Origin of the sequence: Acinetobacter sp. Marseille-Q1623 (assembly GCF_902809895.1) — a bacterium.
GTDB lineage: Bacteria > Pseudomonadota > Gammaproteobacteria > Pseudomonadales > Moraxellaceae > Acinetobacter > Acinetobacter piscicola_A.
Genome location: NZ_CADDWG010000002.1, coordinates 538,913 through 559,534, shown reverse-complemented (window position 1 = coordinate 559,534; position 20,622 = coordinate 538,913). Strand labels below are relative to the sequence as shown.

Below are 20,622 nucleotides of genomic sequence, written 5' to 3'. Positions count from 1 at the left end.
AAAGCTTTACTGAAAATGGCATAAATGCAAGAAAAATCTCGGCTATACTAAAACCATTAAATATTGAAAAAGAGCTTAAAAATGCGCGTACTTGTAGTGATGGACCCGATTGAAAATGTAAATCTCAAAAAAGATTCAACCATGGCAATGTTATGGGCAGCATCACGACGTGGGCATGAACTCGGCTATGCATTACAGCAAGATTTATATATTGATCAAGGTAAAGCGTTTGGCTTAATTCATCCTTTAACAGTATTTGAAGATTACAACCACTATTACGAATTGGGTGAAAAACAAAAGCAATCTTTGGCTGATTATGATGTGGTGTTGATGCGTAAAGATCCACCATTTGATATGAACTTTGTTTATACCACTTATATTTTAGAACAAGCAGAGCGTGAAGGTGCATGGATTATTAATAAGCCACAAAGCCTGCGTGACTGTAACGAAAAACTATTTGCAACTCAGTTCCCTGAGCTACAAGTGCCGACTTTAGTGACGTCACAACAAAGTCTGATTCGCGAGTTTTTAAAAGAACATGGTGATGTGATTGTTAAGCCTTTAGATGGTATGGGGGGAATGGGTATTTTCCGTTTATACCAAGATGGAGTAAATATTGGTTCAACCATTGAAATTTTAACAAATAATGGTACACAACCAATCATGGCACAGCGTTATATTCCTGAAATTGTGGATGGTGATAAACGTATTCTCATGATCAATGGTGAAGCTGTTCCATATTGCTTGGCACGTATTCCACAAAATGGAGAAGTGCGTGGTAACTTGGCAGCAGGTGGTTTAGGTGAAGCTCGACCATTGACTGAAAATGACAAAGCGATTGCAGCAAAAGTGGGTCCATTTTTAAAAGAAAAAGGCTTAGTTTTTGTTGGTTTAGATGTGATTGGTAACTATGTCACTGAAATTAATGTCACCAGCCCAACGTGTATTCGAGAAATTGATACACAATTTGGCACCTCAATTGCTGATGACTTATTTGCTGTCCTAGAAGCAGGACGTTAATCGTTTTAAGTCGGTTTGAAAACACCAGCATCAAGCTGGTGTTTTTTTAATATGTCTAAAATTTTTAAATGACATTTATTGTATTTTTACGGGGTACGCTTTAAATAATTGCCAAACTGCGCCAATGCCAAGTAAAGACAAAGCTGTGGTAATCCAGACAATATTGCTCCAATTATGTGTATATGAAACGAGCATTCCACTCAGAGGTGGCAATATAAATTGTCCAAAAGCTGAAATTTGTAATACTAAACCGACACTTGCTGCAATTGCATTCGGATGAGGTGCGTAATTTAAAGTAATCGCAAAAACGGTTGCAGGAATCAGCCCGCCTACAGCAGAAAAAATAATGACACTGAAATATTGAATTGGAAATGGTAAATATTGATTGAATACGAACATAACGAAACACATCGTACACATGGTCAAAAAACCTGTAATGATGAGTTTTTTAGCCGTAATCCCATGGTGTAAAAGTGCACCTGCAGCCAATGTTCCCGCAATATTAGAAATTGAAACAAGAGCTGTTAATATCCCTGCAACTTGAAAATCAATTTTTGCATTGAGATAAATACTCGGTAAAAAACCAATGACGGTCAGCCATTGACTGGTATAAGCAGCAAAAATGATGGCTAAACAGACAACAGGTGCGTGACGCAGTGTCATTTTAACAACACTTAAAAATGATAATGATGAGGTCTGTGTTGAATGTGTACGTGGAAGATAAAGTAAAACTTGCACAATTGCTGCAAAGCCTAAACAGAGCAGTCCTAAACCAAACCAAATATGTTGCCAAGAAAAGTACTGTAATAATAACGGAATGCTGAGCATGGCAATCCCTACACCGAGTCCCATATAAGACCCCCAGATGCCCATTTTTACATTCATTTTTTGTGGATCACAGATTCTTTTTAAAATTGCAGGAGCAGTGAGGGTAATCAATAAAAAGCCAATTCCTTCAAAAAATCTAAAGAAAAATAAACTGAATAGTGAACTAATAAAAACACCGCTTAAACTTGCACAGCCTAAAATCACTAAACCTGCAATAAAGCACTGTTTAAGCCCAACTTTTTCACTGAAACTTCCTAAACATAACGCAAACAACATACCTGCGGCTTGTACTAAAGACAAAGCAAGTCCTGCTTGTGCAAGATTTAGATCAAGTTGTTTTTGTAAAATAGGCAGAATAGGGGAGAGTTTACCGACATGAATCGCAGCCAAATATCCTGCTGCAATAATCCAAAGATCATGTCGTGAATTATGTTGTGTCACGATGTCTATTCTTCCATGAATAATTTTTAAGTCAAATTTGAGTATAAAGAGAATAAAATATATTTCTATAAAAACAATTTTAAGTTTATAGATAAATTTTTCATATAAAGAGAAAGATACGATAAATACTTAAGGCATACAGGAATCCCGATTTAAAATATATAAATTGTACAAAAATAAGTATTTTCTGATAGATTAATAACAAAACTAGTTTAAACTTTCAAATCAGTAGAAAAAAACAATGAAGTGTCAGGTGAAAAAAAGTAAATAAACTTTTCCCTCTCATGGTTTGTGATTACAATTGTCTGCTTAAAGACTCGTTAAATTTTATTTTTGGTATTGAAGAATTAGACTGTGAGCAAACCTCAACAAACTACACCTAAGCATGTCATGATGATGGCAGCAGGTACAGGTGGGCATGTATTTCCAGCCTTAGCGGTCGCTAAAGAGTTGCAACAACAAGGGTGCCAAGTCTCATGGTTAGCAACCCCGGCGGGAATGGAAAATCGTTTATTAAAACAACATGATATTCCAATTTATCAAATTGATATTCAAGGTGTACGTGGCAATGGTCTTGTCCGTAAATTAGCAGCACCTTTTAAAATTTTAAAAGCAACCTTAAGCGCAATGCGCTATATGAAGCAGCTCAAAGTTGATGCTGTTGCAGGCTTTGGGGGGTATGTTGCAGGTCCGGGTGGTTTGGCTGCCCGTTTATTGGGTATTCCTGTGATTATTCATGAGCAAAATGCTGTGGCGGGCTTTACCAATACGCAACTTTCACGTGTAGCAAAAAAAGTATGTCAGGCATTTCCAAATACCTTTCCTGCATCTGAAAAAATTGTGACAACAGGTAATCCTGTGCGTGCAGAAATTACCGCAATTTATAATCCATCTTATCGTTATAAAGAACGTGAAAATTCAGGTGAACCCATTCGTATTCTCATTGTGGGTGGTTCCTTAGGGGCACAAGCTTTAAATGAATGTGTACCACAAGCGTTGAAACAGCTTAATGTTCCACTGAGTGTTTATCATCAATGTGGTCAAAATAAGCAAGAAGCCACACAAGCATTATATGCAAATTTACCTGAAACTTTGCACGTTGAAGTTCAGCCATTCATTGAAGATATGGCAAAAGCGTATAGTGATGCTGATTTAATTATTTGTCGTGCAGGCGCACTCACTGTAACTGAAGTGGCAACTGCGGGTGTCGCTGCGGTCTTTGTCCCTTTACCAAGCGCAGTGGATGACCATCAAACAGCAAATGCTCGTTTTTTGGAAAAAATTGGTGCTGCAAAAATTTGTCCACAAGCCACCATGACACCTGATTCGTTAAAGGATTTATTAATGCCGTTGATGAATCGCCAATTATTGATGGAAATGGCGGTTAAAGCTCGTCAACAAGCCCAACCTGACGCAACACAGCGTGTGGTTGGTTTAATTCAAGATTTGTAAGTTAGAGTTGATTATGTCTCCAACAAGCCCAGCTGATAAAGCAAAAAACCTGATTAAAATTCCTGAAATGCGCCGTATTAAGCATATCCATTTTGTGGGTATTGGTGGTGCAGGGATGTGTGGTATTGCCGAAGTATTGAAAAACCAAGGTTATAAAGTTTCAGGCTCTGATATTAAGGCATCTAAAACAACGGCACAGCTTGAAGAAAACGGGATTAAAGTTTATATCGGGCATGCAGCTCAAAATATTCAAGGTGCAAATGTATTGGTGGTTTCAACTGCCATTGATCCTGAAAATCTTGAAGTTAAAGAAGCAATTGAAAACCGCATTCCTGTTGTTCGTCGTGCCGAAATGTTGGGTGAGTTAATGCGTTATCGTCATGGGATCGCAGTTGCGGGCACGCATGGCAAAACGACAACAACTAGCTTAGTCACTTGCATGCTTGCTGAAGAAAATATGGATCCAACTTATGTGATTGGTGGATTACTCAATCGTACAGGTGTAAATGCTGCACTTGGAGCAAGCCGTTATATCGTTGCTGAAGCGGATGAGTCAGATGCATCATTCTTACACTTAGAGCCAATGGCTGCGATTGTCACGAATATTGATGCAGACCATATGGACACTTATGGTGGTAGCTTTGACGTATTAAAAGATACCTTCGTCAAGTTTTTACAAAAAATGCCATTTTATGGTTTAGCTGTCGTCTGTGGTGATGATGCCAATATTCGCGAAATTATGCCGCGTATCGGTCGTCCCGTTTTAACGTATGGTTTTAATGAAGATAATGATATTCGTGCAATCGATGTTGAACAAACAGGCATGCAATCAAGCTTTACTGTTTTACGTAAAGATCGTGAACCTTTACGTTTAACCATTAACTTGCCAGGCTTACACAATATTTTAAATGCTTTGGCTGCAATTGGTATTGCAACTGACGAAGGTGTTTCAGATGCTGCTATTGCACGTGCTTTAGAAAGCTTTAGTGGCGTGGGTCGTCGTTTCCAAGTACAAGGTGAATTTGCGCTTGGCGAAGGCAATGTAAAACTTGTCGATGACTATGGTCACCATCCTAAAGAAGTTGAAGCGACCATTAAAGCGGCACGTGCGAGTCATCCAGATCGTCGCTTAGTGATGATGTTCCAACCTCATCGTTTCAGTCGTACACGTGATTGTTTTGATGACTTTGTTGATGTGTTGTCACAAGTCGATCAACTATTACTTTTAGAGGTATATCCTGCGGGTGAAAAACCGATTGTGGGTGCGGATAGCCGCTCATTGGCGCGTAGTATTCGCCTGCGTGGCGAGGTTGAGCCGATTTTGATTGATCCTGTCGAAGGTAATTTGCAGAACGTTATACAAAAAGTGTTACAAGCGAATGACTTGTTATTAACACAAGGTGCGGGTAACGTGGGTGCAATTTCGATAGAATTGGCTCAAAATCAATTGTATTTAAAATAATTTACAATGTTGGGTTTTTATTGTTTGACAGAAAAATAGTGAAACCCAATATTTTAATTTAAATTGACTAACATATAAGTTTAAGGATTTAAACGTGTCAAATGCTTCTAAATTCGGCAAAGTAGCGGTGTTGCTTGGTGGTAAATCTGCTGAGCGTGAGGTGTCATTAGATAGTGGTAAAGCTGTATTAGAAGCATTATTGCGTTCAGGAGTAAATGCTGAAAGCTTTGATCCACAAGAACGTAGTGTGACGGAACTTGTAAATTACGATCGTGCCTTTATTGTCTTGCATGGTCGTGGTGGTGAAGATGGTCAGATCCAAGGTGTTTTGGAGTGGTTAAACATTCCTTATACAGGAACTGGTGTGCAAGGTTCTGCAATTGGCATGGATAAAGTTAAAACCAAACAAATTTGGCAAGGTTCAGCATTGCCGACTGCACCGTATCGTATCATTTCTAAAGATTCAAACTTAAATGAAGTGATTGAAAGTTTAGGCTTACCTTTAATCATCAAACCTGTACATGAAGGTTCAAGTGTAGGGATGAGTAAGGTTGAAAAAGCTGAAGATCTAGCAAAAGCTATTGAAAAAGCAACAGTTCATGATGCTGTTGTGATGGCGGAAAAATGGATTACAGGGCGTGAATATACCATTGCCTTTTTAAATGGACAGGCTTTACCTGTCATTCGCTTACAACCGCCTGCGGATGTTGCATTCTATGATTATGAAGCAAAATATAACCGCAACGACGTTGAATATGGAATTCCGTGTGGTTTAAGCGAAACAGAAGAAAAACAACTGCAAGAACTATGCTTACGTGCTTTCCAAGCTGTGGGTGCAAGTGGTTGGGGGCGTATTGATGCCATGCTAGATGAACAAGGTAATTTCTGGTTGCTTGAAGTTAACACTGTGCCAGGTATGACCAGTCATTCATTAGTACCAAAAGCTGCTCAAGCGGTTGGTTATGAGTTTGATCAACTTTGTGTGGCAATTTTAGAACAGACTTTGGGCGATACACACTAATTTATGGCTCAACTCCCTGCTTCGATGCGCCGTAAAAAGGCAGCAATTACTTCAATACATGAGAAGCCGCCCACTCGTAAAGAAAAGTTAATTCATGCTGGTGGGTGGGTCTTGCTGTGTGTGGCTTTTTTAGTATTGGTTGCTGGTTTGTTTGGTTTATATAAAGTTGTGACAGATGCTAAAGTCGCGACTTTGCAAGTGGTGGGTGTAGATTCACCTATCGAAAATCAAATGCTGTCGCAATATTTAGCCCCTGTGGTCAAGGATAATTATTTTACTTCTGACTTAGAGCAAATTCGAGATCGGGCATTAGAAGTATCTTGGGTAGATCGCGTTGTTGTCGCTCGTGCATGGCCCAATGGGATTCGTGTTCGAGTGATGCCACGTCATGCAATTGCACGTTGGGGAACAGGACGATTGTTGAGTGACAGTGGCGATGTGTATAGTGAAGCACAGTTACGCAATCATCAAAATTTGCCACTTTTGCATGGGCCACTGAGCCAATCTAAAGTTATGATGCGTCGCTATAATGAGATTAATCAATTATTTCATCCTACTCATCTTCGGTTGAAAGAGTTGTATTTAACAGAACGAATGACATGGTTTATGCAGTTTGATTCGGGTATGCGCATTATTGTTGACCAAGATCAAACCATGAGTAAATTACAACGTTTAAGTCATTTGGCACAAACTGATTTAAAACCTGTTTGGTCAAATATTGCTGCCATTGATTTGCGTTATCGAAATGGTCTTGCGATTCAATGGAAAGATGCAAAAATGCCAAAAATTTTAAATGGTGGCTTTGTTGTAACGAACAATGACCCAAGCGTTGCAGATCCAAGCATAGTACAGCCATAATAGATGGCTTTATAAGAGGCGATAAGCCAAAGATAAACAATATGAAGATAATGGTAGTGAAGTGATGAGTGAAGCTGTTCCCTCAGTTGTTGCGATAGACATTGGGACACATAAAGTTTCAGTTCTAATAGGTAAGGTGCATGCCCCTGATAATATTCAGGTTATTGGTATGGCAAGCGCACGTAATAAAGGCATGAATAAAGGCAAAATTGTTAGCCTAGATAAAGTGACCAATGCCATAAAACAAGCCGTGCAAGAAGCGGAAGACATGGCAGAATGTCGTGTACATTCGGCATGGGTTTCTATCCCTAGTACAGAATTACAAAGTCATTATGCTGTGGGACGTACCCCAATTGCGAATCCAGATCGAACGATTACGACTTCAGAAGTTGTTCGTGCATTAGATTTGGCTAAAGCCAGTCATTTAACTGCAGATCATTATTTAGCAACGGCTGTCCCTTTGGGCTTTGAATTGGATGATTCACAAGAATGGGTACAAAATCCAATTAATTTGACTGCACATAGTATGACTGCACATTATCAGCTCATGATGATGCCGATTGCAACTATGCAGAATCTTGATCGTGCAATGAAAGGTGCCAATATTTCTGTTGAGAAAATGGTGGTATCTTGTTTAGCAACAGCAGAAGGTAGTTTGCTAAAAGACGAAAAAGAATATGGGGTTTGCTTGCTCGATATTGGCGCAGGCACGACCAATATTGCCGTATATATTGAAGGTCATTTGGTACTTGCACATACCATTCAACGTGGTGGTGAAAATGTCACGCGAGATATTGCAGCTGTATTACAAACCACTACAGAAGAAGCAGAGCGAATTAAGTTACTCTATGGTTGTGTAGATATTCATCAAGTCAAACCTGAGCATATGATTCAGTTTGAAGCAATTGATGGTCCACAAACCATCAGCCGCATTGAACTTGCTGAAATTATCATTGCTCGCTATGAAGAAATTTTAGGTTTGGTGCGTGATGAATTAGAACAACGTGGTGCATTACCAAGTTTATATCATGGTGTGGTATTAACAGGGGATGTATGTCAAATCGAAGGTATGGTAACGTTAGCACGTAGAATGTTAGGTGTTTCAGCACATTTGGGTAATCCCACAGTAAATGTATATGCAGATGAACAACATTTATCTGCTTTACGCCGTTCGATGTATGCAACTGCGTCAGGATTATTGTTATTTAGTCAAAGTGAAATGCAAGATGCTGTAGAAGAACCAGAAGTCAATAGCCATCGCTCAGTTTGGGAGCGTATAGCCAATGGTTGGACTGCAATGAATAACAAATTGAAAGGTATTTTTTAGGTTTGATTTTTTGGAATATTGTTAAAAAGTTGTAAGTATGTCGTCCTATACTTGACAAGTTTAACAATGAGCAGCATCCTAAAACAAATTTTATTATTGAAGATCAAGGCAGTATACGGGCTTAAGTGACTGCCATACATTAAGTAGGAAATCTAAAGGTCATGGCCTCATTTGAATTTTTAGAAGATGAACAAACCGATAGTAACGGTCAAGCCCGTTTTACTGTATTTGGTGTTGGTGGTGGTGGTGGTAATGCCGTACAGCATATGGTGCAGTCGGACATTAAAGGCGTAAAATTTGTTTGTGCAAATACGGATAAACAAGCTTTAGATCGTATGAATGCCCCATTTAAAATTCAACTCGGTGAACAAAGTACCCGTGGTTTGGGTGCAGGTGCAAACCCTGATGTAGGTCAAATTGCTGCTGAAGAAAGTCGTGAATTGATTCGCCAACACCTTGAAGGTGCGGACATGGTATTCGTGACTGCGGGTATGGGCGGTGGTACAGGTACAGGTGCTGCGCCAGTTGTTGCTGAAATTGCTCAAGAAATGGGTATTTTGACAGTGGGTGTGGTAACAACACCATTTAACTTTGAAGGTCGCCGCCGTCAACGCTCAGCAGAAAAAGGCATTGAAGCTTTAGAACAACATGTTGATTCATTGATTATTATTCCAAATCAGCGCTTACTTAGTGTGTATGGTGACATCTCTATGCAAGATGCTTACCGCAAAGCAGATGATGTATTGTTAAATGCTGTGCGTAGTATTTTTGATTTAGTTGTTCGTCCGGGTCATATTAACCTTGACTTCGCCGATTTAAAAACTGCAATGAGTACCCGTGGTTATGCCATGATGGGTGAAGGTAAGAGCAGTGGTCCAGATCGTGCTGAAGAAGCTGCACGTTTAGCGATTCGTAGCCCATTATTAGATAATGTGAATATCATGAATGCCAAAGGCGTTTTGATTAACATTACTGGTGGTGCAGATGTTACATTACGTGAAACTGAAATTATCACAGATGTTGTCAATCAGATTGTTGACCTTGATGAAGGCGAAGTCTTCTTTGGTACAGTATTTGATCCAGACGCACGTGATGAAATTCGTGTGACTGTGATTGCCACAGGTCTAACACGTAATGCCAATGAAGCAGAAGTAAAACGTCGTACTCCTGTAAGTGTTGCTGCAAATGTACAGCAATCTACTCAAAATGCTGTAGATGAGGATGATATTCCTGCGATCAGTAAGCGTCAGAACAATGATGCGCCTGTTGCGAATACCAGTGCATCACCACGTTCTACACCGATGAGCATTCAAGATTATTTGAAGAATCAACAACGTAAATAATTGATTATTTAAATAAATACTGATGATGATCGAAAAAGGCAGTAAGTTTTACTGCCTTTTTTGTTTTTTATCAATGGCTAAATGTGCTAACGTATAGCAGATTTAGGTTGAAGAACACAGAAGCATGTTGAAACAGCGTACCCTGAAACGTGTCGTGAAAGCGAGTGGCATCGGACTGCATAGTGGACAAAAAGTGATGATTAACTTTTTGCCACATGTTGCTGATGGGGGTATTGTATTTCGCCGTATTGACCTAAATCCGCCTGTAGAAATTCGTGCTGATGCTATGCTGGTGCAAGAAGCCTTTATGTGCTCCAATTTGGTTGAACATGACGCCAAAGTGGGAACGATTGAGCATGTGACGAGTGCCATTGCAGGTTTAGGCATCGACAATTTAATTATTGAAGTTTCTGCCTCTGAAATTCCGATCATGGATGGCAGTGCAGGACCATTTATCTACTTATTAATGCAAGGCGGTTTGGTTGAGCAGGATGCACCCAAAAAATTTATTCGTATGCTCAAGCCTGTAGAAGCATTAATTGAGGATAAAAAAGCTGTTTTTACCCCTCATAATGGTTTTCAAATTAATTTTGAAATTGATTTTGATCATCCAGCCTTTGCTAAAGAATACCAGTCTGCAACTATTGACTTCTCGACTGAAACTTTTGTGTATGAAGTGAGTGGTGCACGTACTTTTGGTTTTATGAAGGATTTAGATTATCTCAAAGCGCATAATTTAGCGCTGGGTGCAAGCCTAGATAATGCTGTGGGGCTAGATGATACTGGGGTAGTGAATGAAGAAGGTTTACGCTTTGCAGATGAGTTTGTACGACATAAAATTTTAGATGCAGTAGGGGATTTATATTTGCTTGGTCATCAAATTATTGCCAAGTTTGACGGTTATAAATCGGGTCATGCCCTGAATAATCAGCTTTTACGCAATGTTAAAAGTGATCCAAGCAGCTATGAAATTGTAACATTTAATGACATATCTTCTTGTCCTATTCAATATGTACAGGTCTTATAAGTCCTTGCTTTTGAGTAGGTATGTTATAAAGTAACATTTAAAAATGTGACTTATTTGGCTTTTTGTAAATACAATATACTAATTTTTATTTTCTTGTTTACTTTTTATTGCTTGCCAAACGTAACAAAGCTTGGCTAAGCTTAGCATCGTTCACAAAGCTTGCAGCGTGTTGTAACATTTCTTGCGTTGCGGGAGTAAGGGTTTGAACGGGTTTATTTGAAAGTATAGGTTCTACTTTTCTTGTGCGAAGGCGAATTTGAATTTTTTGTAAATCTTTCAACTCTTCTAATTGTGATAATTGAGAAATATATTGTTTTTGAAGATAACCGAGCTGACTGATCATAGCTTGATTTTCACCGGTAATCGTCAAAATACCGTATTGATAACATACGACCTGCCATACTTCTGGTTGAGGTAATAAGGGTTGAATTAATTTAGTAAGTCTTTGCCATTCGGCAACTTGCTTTTTTAGAAACGATAAGTTTCCTGTTTTTACGTGTTGTCTTGTTTGATGGAAGAGATTTTTAGGTTCAGACATACATTATTCCTACATAGTTATGTCTTATCTTAAGCCCTCGTTTCAGTAGATATCAAGGACGAGATCACTCAAGGAACTTGACTAAGAACAGTTAAAAGAGGTTTTTATGCATTCGCGACGTATTTTATTGGCATTTTCTTTAGCAGCTTCTGCTGCATCGGTTGCATTCGCAGATTTAGTTCAATTAGATGTTTCTAATCCTTCTGCTCCAGATCGTTTAGAGCAGCTTTCGAAAACATTGTCTCAAGGCTCTTATACACATCCTGATGATATGGATATTCCAGGCAGTGTAACATTTCAACCGCATTTACGTACATCAAATGAAAAATCAATTGAATTGAACAATGCAACAATTGCTCAGAAATACGGTTCAGCAGCACTTTCTTCTTCACATGTTGCATCTACAGCGTCTCGCTATTCAGCAGGCTCTCCATATTCATGGTTAGTGACGCATCCATTACCTGATTTAAAACGTGTAAGTTCAAATTATGGTGGTCGTACCATGGGTGGTCGTGCAGAAAATCACTCTGGTTTAGACATGTCAGCACCAAGTGGTACGCCAATCTATGCAACAGGTCCAGGTATTGTGACCAAGTCAGGTTGGGGTACAGGCTATGGTCAATATGTCGAAATTAACCATGGTAATGGTTATTTAACACGTTACGCACACGCTTCACGCTTAATTGCTCGTGTGGGTGATCAGGTGAAAGCAGGTGAACATATTGCTAATGTTGGTTGTACGGGGCGTTGTACAGGCCCACATTTACATTATGAAGTAGTGAAAGATGGTCAACGTAAAAATCCATCTACCTATTTAGCAATGTTGCCATAATCACGCACCATTCGATTGATGTATATCGTTTGATTTTGGATGCATAGTGAATTCTATATTTCAATAGACTATCATCAAATAAAATCTTAAGTGTATATAAAACCGCCTTTATTGGCGGTTTTTTGTTGCTTTGTGTGAGCTTTGGTCAGTATGTATTTAGCTACTAAATAATACAACAGCTCTACATTCATCTGTAACGATAACTTAACACCTCTAAAACATGATACATATAAGATATAGAAAATTAGTCTAAGGAGTAGGTGAAACATGGCGTATTATGGTGATACTGACGCACAGGAAACACAAGAATGGCAAGATGCCTTTGATTCTGTGTTGCAACATATGGGCAGTGAACGTGCTGCTTTTTTGCTCGAAAAATTATACCAACAAGCAATTTCGAAGCATGTCCCTATTCAGCGACTAAATACTCCTTACTTAAATACGATCCCAGTAGAAGAACAACCTGCTATGCCAGGTGATCCAGATATGGAGCGTCGTATCCGTGCGCTCATCCGTTGGAATGCATTGGCAATGGTTTTACGTGCTAACAAAACAGGTGATGATCTAGGTGGTCACTTGGCAAGTTTTGCATCTTCTGCGACGTTGTATGATGTTGGCTTTAACTACTTCTTCCGCGCCAATAGTGATCACTTTGGTGGTGACATGATTTACTATCAAGGTCACTGTGCACCAGGGATTTATGCACGTTCTTATTTAGAAGGGCGTTTGACTGAAGATCAGCTCAATAATTTCCGTCGTGAAGTCGGTGGTCAAGGTCTTTCAAGTTACCCACATCCTTATTTGATGCCTGATTATTGGCAGTTCCCAACCGTATCGATGGGTTTGGGGCCAATCATGTCAATTTATCAAGCACATATTCAAAAATATTTGATGAATCGTGGTTTAATCAAAGAAGAAGATCGCAAAGTTTGGGCTTACCTCGGTGATGGTGAGATGGATGAACCAGAAAGTTTAGGTGCCATTTCACTCGCAGGTCGTGAAAAATTAGACAATCTCATTTGGGTGGTGAACTGTAACTTACAGCGCCTTGATGGCCCTGTACGTGGTAACGGTAAGATTATTCAAGAACTTGAATCATTATTCCGTGGTGCAGGCTGGCGTGTGATTAAAGTCGTCTGGGGTCGTCATTGGGATCCTTTATTAGATAAAGATGCTTCAGGTGCTTTGAAAGCGCGTATGGAGGAAGCATTAGATGGTGATTATCAGCGTTACCAAGTGAAAGGTGGTGGATATACGCGTGAGCATTTCTTTGGTAAATATCCTGAAGCGGAAGCGCTTGTTAAAGCTTTGAGCGATGAAGATATTGAAAATCTCAATCGTGGTGGTCATGACCCATACAAAGTGTATGCAGCTTATGCCGCAGCGATGACGAGTAATGGTCAACCTACAGTGATTTTGGCAAAAACCGTAAAAGGTTATGGTCTGTCTGAAGAAATTGAAGCGGTCAACAAAACGCACCAAATCAAGAAAATGCATTTGGAATCATTGAAGTATTTCCGTAACCGTTTCAATCTGCCGTTTAAAGATGAAGACTTGGAAGAGCTACCTTTCTATCGTCCAGGTGAAAACTCTCCTGAATTAAAATACATGAAAGCACGCCGTGAAGCATTAGGCGGTTATCTGCCTGCACGTCGTAAAGAAAGTGAAGCGTTGGCGATTCCTGAACTTTCAGTTTTTGATGGTGTACTCAAAGGTAGTGGCGGTAAAGAACAATCAACCACCATGGTGATGGTGCGTTTGATTGCTGCATTATTGAAAGAAAAAGCGATTAAAGATCGTGTTGTGCCAATTGTTCCTGACGAAGCACGTACCTTTGGTTTGGAAGGTATGTTTCGTCAGCTGGGTATCTATGCTGCACATGGTCAGAACTATACTCCTGAAGACCAAGAACAGCTCATGAACTATCGTGAAGCAAAAGATGGTCACATGTTACAAGAAGGGATCAACGAAGCAGGTGCGATGAGTGCTTGGTCGGCATTAGGTACAAGTTATTCAACCAATAACTTACCCATGATCCCGATGTATATGTATTACTCCATGTTCGGTTTCCAACGTATTGGTGATATTGCATGGGCGGCGGGTGACTCTCAAGCACAAGGTTTCTTGTGTGGTGCAACAGCAGGTCGTACCACATTGAATGGCGAAGGCTTACAGCACCAAGACGGTCATTCACATATTTTGGCTGCAACGATTCCAAACTGTGTGGCTTATGATCCTTGCTTTGGTTATGAGTTGGCAGTGATTGTGCATGATGGTTTACAACGCATGTATGTCAATCAAGAGCGTGTCTTCTATTACTTGACACTAATGAATGAAAACTACGATCAGCCAGCATTGCCACAAGAAGCAATTGAAGGTATTAAAAAAGGCCTGTATTTATTCGAAAAAGATGAAAAAGCGACAGTTCAGTTGATTGGTTCAGGCGTGATTCTGCGTGAAGTGATTAAAGCTGCACAAATCTTAAAAGATGAATATCAAATTCATGCCAATATTTGGAGTGCGACAAGCTTTAACGAGTTAGCACGTGATGGTATGGCAGTTGAAGAATACAACCGTTTACATCCACTTGAAGATGGTCAAGAGTCTTGGGTATCGCAGCAACTGCGTGGCACAGATGGTATTGTGGTTGCAGCAACCGATCATATGCGCGCATACAGTGAACAGATCCGTGCTTATTTGCCAGACAGCCGTCCATATGTGACTTTGGGTACAGATGGTTATGGTCGTTCAGATACTCGTGGCAATTTGCGTAGTTATTTTGGTGTTGATGCTGCACACATTGTGGTTGCAACGCTGAAAAAACTCGCAGATGAAGGCGAAGTAGATCCACGTTTAGTGAAAGATGCGATTTCTTCATTTGAACTTGATGTTGATCGTCCAGTGGCTTGGTTACCACAGGCGCATCCTTCAGTACAAGATGTTGCAGCATATGCAGAACCAACTGAGGAGAATAAATAATGCAAGTTAAAACTCCTGATATTGGTGTAGATAAAGCCACTGTCGCTGAGATTTTGGTAAAAGTGGGTGATACGATTGCTGTAGATGACAGTATTGTATTACTCGAATCGGATAAAGCCTCTGTTGAAGTGCCAAGCACTTCGGCAGGCGTGGTTAAAAACATTGCAGTTACTGAAGGGGATGAAGTTTCTGAAGGTGCAGTGCTGATTGAAGTTGAATCTGCTGAAGCGGAAGCAACGCAATCAGAATCTACGCAAGTCGAAGAAAAAGTAGAAGTAGAACCTACACAAGCAGAAACGGTTGCTGAACAGCCCAAAGCTGAAACAGCATCTCCTGTAACAACATCGCAAACTGTTGAAGTCAAAGTCCCTGACATTGGTGTGGAAAAAGCACTGGTCGGTGAGATTTTGGTGAAAGCAGGCGATGAAATCGCGGTTGATGACAGCATCGTGGTGGTTGAATCGGACAAAGCCACTGTAGAAGTCCCAAGCACGGTTGCAGGTACTGTAGAAAGCGTGATCGTCAAAGAAGGCGACAGTGTCAAAGAGGGTGTGGTTTTAATTACTGTGAAAACAGTATCAGTTGCCCAAGAGACTGTGGCAGTTGCTGAAACCAAAGCGAGCCCTGTAGCATCTATGCCTGCTGAAGCGCCGAAAGCTGAGGCAACAACTGTACAAGCCAGCCCTGTAGAGATTGCTGTACCTGATTTGGGTGTAGATAAAGCATCTGTGTCTGAGATTTTGGTCAGCGTCGGTGATCGTGTTGAAAAAGATCAGAGTTTGGTTGTTGTTGAGTCCGATAAAGCTTCAGTTGAAGTACCAAGTACCGTTGCGGGCACGATCAAAGCAATTCATGTAAGTGAAAACCAAGACGTCAAACAAGGCATGCCTTTAGTGACCATTGATGGGGTTGCTGATGTCAAACCTTCTGAAGTTGCTAAAGAAAAAGCAGCTGCAGCACAGACTGAAACAAAAGCTGCACCAAAAGCAGAAAAAGTAGTAGAGCCGCAAGCACATCTTGCCCATACCTCGGATAAACTGAGCAAAGAACAACAGGCTGAAAATGCCAAAGTCTATGCGGGTCCTGCTGTACGTAAACTGGCTCGTGAACTTGGTGTATTGTTAGCGCAAGTTGAGTCTTCAGGTCCGCATGATCGTGTCGTCAAAGAAGATGTTTTTGCTTATGTTAAACAACGCTTAACTGCACCACCATCTGCACCACAAGCAGCAGTGACTCAGGTTGCTTCAGGCTTGCCTGCATTGCCTGACTTTAGTGCATTTGGTGGCAGTGAAATTGCACCAATGACGCGTTTACAGCAAGTGTCAGTACCACAATTGTCATTGAATAACTTTATTCCACAAGTGACGCAGTTTGATTTGGCAGACATTACTGAACTTGAAGCTTGGCGTGGCGAACTGAAAGGTAAATTCAAGCAAGATGGTATTAGCCTGACGATTTTGGCATTCATTGCTAAAGCGGTGGCATTCTTGTTGAAAGAAGAACCTTATTTTGCAGGGCACTTGGCTGATGATCAAAAGTCAGTTGTGCTACGTCATGAAATTCATATGGGTATTGCGGTTGCAACACCAGATGGCTTGACTGTTCCTGTACTGCGTAATCCTGACCAAAAATCAATTAAGCAAATTGCGATTGAATTGGGTGAGCTCAGTAAAAAAGCCCGTGATAAAAAACTTTCACCGAAAGATTTACAAGGGGCTAACTTTACCATTACCAGCTTAGGCTCCATTGGTGGCACAGCATTCACACCATTAGTGAACTGGCCTCAAGTGGCGATTTTGGGGATTTCACCTGCGACCATGCAACCTGTATGGAATGGTGAAGCTTTTGATCCAAAACTGATGTTGCCGCTTTCATTGTCTTATGATCACCGTGTGATTAATGGTGCAGATGCAGCACGTTTCACCAATAAGCTGACTAAATTATTGGCAGATATCCGTAATATTTTGCTATAAATTAAATTTTTAATCTGAATGAGAACCTCGCTACGGCGGGGTTTTATTTTGACTAAGTTTAAAATTTATAGAAAATCGCTCAAATTTTTGCTTCGATCATAAATTGACAAGGCTGAATCAGGATTGATATTCCAAATGCTAGGTAAAGGGCGGTCAGTAAATACTTTTTTCCATTGTTTGGCTTTAATTTTTTCAAAATCAGTAAAATCCCTCAAAAACATACGCCAAAAAGATTCATAACGTTTTATTGAGGCAGAATTTTCTGTTGCATAGCCATGACTTTGTCCATTTTCAGTTTTGAAATCAAAGCCAATGAGCACAATATTTTGTGGTTGAAATAAATGGGCAATACACATTGCCTGCAAGCCGCAGTTATTGCCGTAGACCTGCATCGTTGAGCTAAAGAGCTGTTCCCACTGTGTCGGTGGCGTAATTTTGAGTTCGGTCACCGCTTTAGGATAAGTTTTGCTATTACCTAGACCACAGCCTGTGATGAAATCACCTCGGAATTCGCTTGCTAACCGAGACTGATATTGCTCCCACCACGCATAGTCACTGTGATGAGTGATTTTTGCTGATGGAATCAGTTGAAATGCTTGATTGCAGCAGATGACGAAATGTTCGGGTGTATTCAGTGGTGTCAAATCATGTTTTTTTAATGAAGGACCACCACCAAGGACAAAAATCGTTTGAGGAGATGAATGTTGCTCAACATATTCGGAAAAATGGGTTGTCGTCATGAGTGAAGATAGGTCTTTCAAGTAAATTATTGGAAAAATAGCTGTAAAATTTTTATAGACATTGTAAACTAGTTCTACACTTCATTGGGGAGTAGCCGCTATTCACATGCATTTTAGTTGTGAATAGGTGATGGTCAACATAATTGTTCAACAGAACATGGTCATCATAGCAAAGAACCAATCTGCTTTTTAAGCATATCTTTTGTTGGCAAGACCTTTGATTTATCACTCCGCATGTCATGGTAAATATCATGATACAAGGCTAGCAGGAGGGATAAGTCATTGGTAAATATTGCTAGCCTGAGAATATGACATGTTACATGCCTTCCTCATCTCGCTTGTTGTCGTTGCCCTATCTGAAATGGGTGATAAAACACAATTACTTGCGTTACTTCTTGCGGCAAAATTTCGCAAACCTATACCGATTCTGATCGCTATTTTCTTGGCCACTGTAGTTAACCATGGGGTTTCTGCACTGCTGGGACAATGGATTACCACTGTGTTGAGTCCAACAGTACTGCTTTGGATTGTATCACTTGGCTTTATTGCGATGGCAGGTTGGATGTTGATTCCAGATGAGTTGGATGATGAGTCTGAAAGTATTAACAAATGGCAAAAATACGGTGTGTTTGGGGCAACTTTTGTGTTGTTCTTTCTGGCAGAAATTGGTGATAAAACGCAAATCGCAACCGTTGCTTTAGCTGCTCGTTTTGACAGTATCGGTTGGGTAACTTTAGGGACAACATTAGGGATTATGTTGGTGAATGCACCTGCGGTATTTATTGGCAATAAACTCGCAGAAAAATTACCAATTTCTTTGATTCATAAAATTGGTGCATTGATTTTCTTGGTGATCGGTGTTGCCGCTTTAGTACAGCATTATTTTTTCTAAAAGTTCATCATTAAATCATTTTGGTTTTGCAGCTGCATTGAGTTGTTCATCAGCTCAATGCTATTTATTAAATATGACTGCAAAATTTCGATATCTGACATTGGGTTTTAATTGTAATTTGATCATAATACTTATAAATTATAAGGAATTTAAAATACGCTTTCGTATTCTTTCATCGGGGTTCTCATCTATAAATCGTTTGAATGACATATTGTACTATAAATGTCTGATTGCTTGTAGAAAAAAGAAAATGAAAGAAGTGAAATATATAAATAATTTTTAGAGGTTGGGGTATGGCTTTAGATCGCACCACATCGCAAGTACTGTTTGATAATGGTACACATAAATGCATTAGTTTTACGAGTTTAGTTAAAGGTGAAGGTGTACAAGCCAATCAGTTTTTAATTTTAGATCATGAAAGAGCAGCAGTGTTAGATCCTGGTGGTGATTTGACCTATGTGCCCCTCACGATGGAACTCAATAAATATACGCGTTTGCAAAATCTTGATTATGTTATGGCATCGCATCAAGACCCTGACATTATTACCTCTATGCCACGTTGGCTCGTTTATACAGATGCCAAAGTGGTGGCTTCAAAATTATGGGCACGTTTCCTACCGCATTTAAACTCAGCATTTATGAGTGATCGCATGAAAGGTGGATGGTTAGAGCGTCTGATCGAATTACCTGACCAAGGGGGCTCAATTACACTAGGACAAAGTCAAATTATTGTTGTGCCTGCACACTTTTTACATTCAGTGGGTAATTTCCAATTTTATGATCCGATTGCGAAAATTTTATTTTCAGGTGATATGGGCGCATCTATGGTCAAAGATGCTTCGAAACCCATTGATAATTTTGCAGCACATATTCCCACGATGAAAGGTTTTCATCAGCGTTATATGTGTTCAAATCGTATTATCCGTTTATGGGTGAAAATGGTACGACAAATGGATATAGAAATGATTGTACCGCAACACGGAACGCCTTTTGTTGGTAAAGCGATGATTAATGAATTTTTGGATTGGATCGAAAATTTACAGTGCGGCATCGACTTGATGGATGAAACGGTTTTTACCTGCCCACAATAAGCGAACAAAAAATTAGAAAAAAATATTGAGTTGAAGAAAAAATATTTTTAAGATTTGCAGTGCCAAAATCTTTTTTAAACCTCTTTCATTGTAACTTAATGGAAGAGGTTTTTTTGACCACGAGAATTTTAAAAATATGTTGTCTCAAATCCCAGCACAGGATGCGTGCTTAAGCTGTGGGGCGTGTTGCGCCTTTTTTAGAGTGTCATTTTATTGGGCAGAAGGAGAGATCATGCCTGATGATGTGGTAGAAGAATTAACCCCTGTCTATTCATGTATGAAAGGCACCAATCAAAAAAATCCACGTTGTGTCATGTTGTCAGGTGAGATTGGGCAGCAGGTGAGCTGTACGATGTATGAACAACGCAGTTCAAGCTGTAAGGAAGTTCAAGCAGGCGATGCACAGTGTAATAAAGCACGCTTTGCACATGGCTTGATTCCATTGGTTGAAATTGAACCTGTATTGCCAATTAATGACGATGGCTACGACCAAGTGTGTTAAAGGACTGGGTATTTTTATTGCTTTAACTTTGCTTGCGGATTATGCCTATTCGACCAGTACTTTTACTTTGGCGCGAACCCATTGGCTCATGAGTGAAATGGGAATAGGCAATGCAGAGTGCACAGACACTTATGGTTTGAGTAAATAAGACTTCCCACTGCGTGGCAAAACATGGGAGGTGCAATATCGTTTTGTGGATTTAAGACTCATTTTGTATGATCCCAAGACGTATGAAATGGCATGTGCCTATGCTGCAAAGTAAGTCTTATTTTTTCATTCAACATAAAATAACAATT

General features: G+C 39.9%; 18 protein-coding genes and 1 riboswitch. Of the genes, 15 read left to right on the top strand and 3 right to left on the bottom strand.

Annotation, left to right across the window (positions count from 1 at the left end; translation table 11 throughout):
- Positions 1-81: 81 nt before the first annotated feature.
- The gene (gshB, locus tag HUV91_RS15295) at positions 82-1,020 is read left to right on the top strand and encodes a glutathione synthase (RefSeq protein ID WP_130072391.1); all 939 of its coding nucleotides are present in this window, start codon (positions 82-84) and stop codon (positions 1,018-1,020) included.
- 75 nt (positions 1,021-1,095) lie between these two features.
- Here gshB and HUV91_RS15290 read toward each other — a convergent pair whose 3' ends face one another.
- Positions 1,096-2,289, bottom strand: a complete 1,194-nt coding sequence (locus HUV91_RS15290; protein ID WP_174493959.1) for a CynX/NimT family MFS transporter — start codon at positions 2,287-2,289, stop codon at positions 1,096-1,098.
- Positions 2,290-2,643: 354 nt separating this feature from the next.
- Between HUV91_RS15290 and murG the strand changes: the two genes are divergently transcribed.
- The 7 genes from murG to lpxC all read left to right on the top strand — a co-directional run bounded on the left by murG (position 2,644) and on the right by lpxC (position 10,779).
- Complete coding sequence (murG, locus tag HUV91_RS15285; protein WP_174493958.1) at positions 2,644-3,741, top strand: undecaprenyldiphospho-muramoylpentapeptide beta-N-acetylglucosaminyltransferase; 1,098 nt, start codon at positions 2,644-2,646, stop codon at positions 3,739-3,741.
- A 13-nt stretch (positions 3,742-3,754) separates the two neighbouring features.
- Positions 3,755-5,203: a UDP-N-acetylmuramate--L-alanine ligase gene (gene murC / locus HUV91_RS15280; protein ID WP_130072388.1), complete on the top strand. Its 1,449-nt coding sequence runs from the start codon at positions 3,755-3,757 to the stop codon at positions 5,201-5,203.
- 94 nt (positions 5,204-5,297) lie between these two features.
- Entirely contained in the window at positions 5,298-6,224 is a 927-nt protein-coding gene (locus HUV91_RS15275; protein ID WP_130072387.1) for a D-alanine--D-alanine ligase, read from the top strand.
- A 3-nt stretch (positions 6,225-6,227) separates the two neighbouring features.
- On the top strand, positions 6,228-7,082 hold the full coding sequence (locus tag HUV91_RS15270; protein ID WP_174493957.1) for a cell division protein FtsQ/DivIB: 855 nt from the start codon (positions 6,228-6,230) through the stop codon (positions 7,080-7,082).
- 64 nt (positions 7,083-7,146) lie between these two features.
- Positions 7,147-8,409, top strand: coding sequence for a cell division protein FtsA (gene ftsA, locus HUV91_RS15265; protein ID WP_174493956.1), 1,263 nt, complete (start codon positions 7,147-7,149; stop codon positions 8,407-8,409).
- A gap of 161 nt (positions 8,410-8,570) precedes the next feature.
- Positions 8,571-9,752, top strand: a complete 1,182-nt coding sequence (gene ftsZ / locus HUV91_RS15260) for a cell division protein FtsZ (RefSeq protein ID WP_130072384.1) — start codon at positions 8,571-8,573, stop codon at positions 9,750-9,752.
- Positions 9,753-9,876: 124 nt separating this feature from the next.
- Positions 9,877-10,779, top strand: coding sequence for a UDP-3-O-acyl-N-acetylglucosamine deacetylase (gene lpxC, locus HUV91_RS15255; RefSeq protein WP_130072383.1), 903 nt, complete (start codon positions 9,877-9,879; stop codon positions 10,777-10,779).
- Between the two features lie 97 nt (positions 10,780-10,876).
- Here the strand turns inward: lpxC and HUV91_RS15250 are convergent, their stop codons facing one another.
- The gene (locus tag HUV91_RS15250; RefSeq protein WP_130072382.1) at positions 10,877-11,317 is read right to left on the bottom strand and encodes a DUF721 domain-containing protein; all 441 of its coding nucleotides are present in this window, start codon (positions 11,315-11,317) and stop codon (positions 10,877-10,879) included.
- Between the two features lie 106 nt (positions 11,318-11,423).
- Between HUV91_RS15250 and HUV91_RS15245 the strand changes: the two genes are divergently transcribed.
- The 3 genes from HUV91_RS15245 (at position 11,424) to HUV91_RS15235 (ending at position 17,101) form a co-directional block, all read left to right on the top strand.
- Positions 11,424-12,149: a M23 family metallopeptidase gene (locus HUV91_RS15245; protein WP_174493955.1), complete on the top strand. Its 726-nt coding sequence runs from the start codon at positions 11,424-11,426 to the stop codon at positions 12,147-12,149.
- A 267-nt stretch (positions 12,150-12,416) separates the two neighbouring features.
- Positions 12,417-15,128, top strand: coding sequence for a pyruvate dehydrogenase (acetyl-transferring), homodimeric type (aceE, locus tag HUV91_RS15240; RefSeq protein WP_174493954.1), 2,712 nt, complete (start codon positions 12,417-12,419; stop codon positions 15,126-15,128).
- Positions 15,128-17,101, top strand: a complete 1,974-nt coding sequence (locus HUV91_RS15235; protein ID WP_174493953.1) for a 2-oxo acid dehydrogenase subunit E2 — start codon at positions 15,128-15,130, stop codon at positions 17,099-17,101. The genes aceE and HUV91_RS15235 overlap by 1 nt, the downstream gene beginning before the upstream one ends.
- Positions 17,102-17,166: 65 nt before the next feature.
- Here HUV91_RS15235 and HUV91_RS15230 read toward each other — a convergent pair whose 3' ends face one another.
- A complete protein-coding gene (locus tag HUV91_RS15230; RefSeq protein ID WP_174493952.1) occupies positions 17,167-17,841 on the bottom strand; it encodes a methyltransferase type 11 in 675 nt (224 codons plus the stop codon).
- 74 nt (positions 17,842-17,915) lie between these two features.
- A riboswitch (yybP-ykoY riboswitch) is annotated at positions 17,916-18,063 on the top strand.
- A gap of 91 nt (positions 18,064-18,154) precedes the next feature.
- On the opposite strand from HUV91_RS15230, the gene HUV91_RS15225 reads away from it, so the two are divergent.
- From HUV91_RS15225 to HUV91_RS15210, 4 genes are all read left to right on the top strand, one after another.
- Entirely contained in the window at positions 18,155-18,733 is a 579-nt protein-coding gene (locus HUV91_RS15225; RefSeq protein ID WP_130072377.1) for a TMEM165/GDT1 family protein, read from the top strand.
- A 293-nt stretch (positions 18,734-19,026) separates the two neighbouring features.
- Entirely contained in the window at positions 19,027-19,824 is a 798-nt protein-coding gene (locus tag HUV91_RS15220) for an MBL fold metallo-hydrolase (protein WP_130072376.1), read from the top strand.
- A gap of 136 nt (positions 19,825-19,960) precedes the next feature.
- Complete coding sequence (locus tag HUV91_RS15215) at positions 19,961-20,326, top strand: YkgJ family cysteine cluster protein (RefSeq protein WP_174493951.1); 366 nt, start codon at positions 19,961-19,963, stop codon at positions 20,324-20,326.
- Positions 20,304-20,474, top strand: coding sequence for a hypothetical protein (locus tag HUV91_RS15210; protein ID WP_174493950.1), 171 nt, complete (start codon positions 20,304-20,306; stop codon positions 20,472-20,474). Before HUV91_RS15215 ends, HUV91_RS15210 begins: the two co-directional genes overlap by 23 nt.
- Positions 20,475-20,622 lie beyond the last annotated feature (148 nt).

Coding starts and splice junctions, on each gene's coding strand:
- gshB (WP_130072391.1), top strand. CDS start 82: ATGCGCGTACTTGTAGTGATGGACCCGATTGAAAATGTAAATCTCAAA.
- murC (WP_130072388.1), top strand. CDS start 3,755: ATGTCTCCAACAAGCCCAGCTGATAAAGCAAAAAACCTGATTAAAATT.
- HUV91_RS15270 (WP_174493957.1), top strand. CDS start 6,228: ATGGCTCAACTCCCTGCTTCGATGCGCCGTAAAAAGGCAGCAATTACT.
- ftsA (WP_174493956.1), top strand. CDS start 7,147: ATGAGTGAAGCTGTTCCCTCAGTTGTTGCGATAGACATTGGGACACAT.
- ftsZ (WP_130072384.1), top strand. CDS start 8,571: ATGGCCTCATTTGAATTTTTAGAAGATGAACAAACCGATAGTAACGGT.
- lpxC (WP_130072383.1), top strand. CDS start 9,877: ATGTTGAAACAGCGTACCCTGAAACGTGTCGTGAAAGCGAGTGGCATC.
- HUV91_RS15250 (WP_130072382.1), bottom strand. CDS start 11,317: ATGTCTGAACCTAAAAATCTCTTCCATCAAACAAGACAACACGTAAAA.
- HUV91_RS15245 (WP_174493955.1), top strand. CDS start 11,424: ATGCATTCGCGACGTATTTTATTGGCATTTTCTTTAGCAGCTTCTGCT.
- aceE (WP_174493954.1), top strand. CDS start 12,417: ATGGCGTATTATGGTGATACTGACGCACAGGAAACACAAGAATGGCAA.
- HUV91_RS15235 (WP_174493953.1), top strand. CDS start 15,128: ATGCAAGTTAAAACTCCTGATATTGGTGTAGATAAAGCCACTGTCGCT.
- HUV91_RS15230 (WP_174493952.1), bottom strand. CDS start 17,841: ATGACGACAACCCATTTTTCCGAATATGTTGAGCAACATTCATCTCCT.
- HUV91_RS15225 (WP_130072377.1), top strand. CDS start 18,155: ATGTTACATGCCTTCCTCATCTCGCTTGTTGTCGTTGCCCTATCTGAA.
- HUV91_RS15220 (WP_130072376.1), top strand. CDS start 19,027: ATGGCTTTAGATCGCACCACATCGCAAGTACTGTTTGATAATGGTACA.
- HUV91_RS15215 (WP_174493951.1), top strand. CDS start 19,961: ATGTTGTCTCAAATCCCAGCACAGGATGCGTGCTTAAGCTGTGGGGCG.
- HUV91_RS15210 (WP_174493950.1), top strand. CDS start 20,304: ATGGCTACGACCAAGTGTGTTAAAGGACTGGGTATTTTTATTGCTTTA.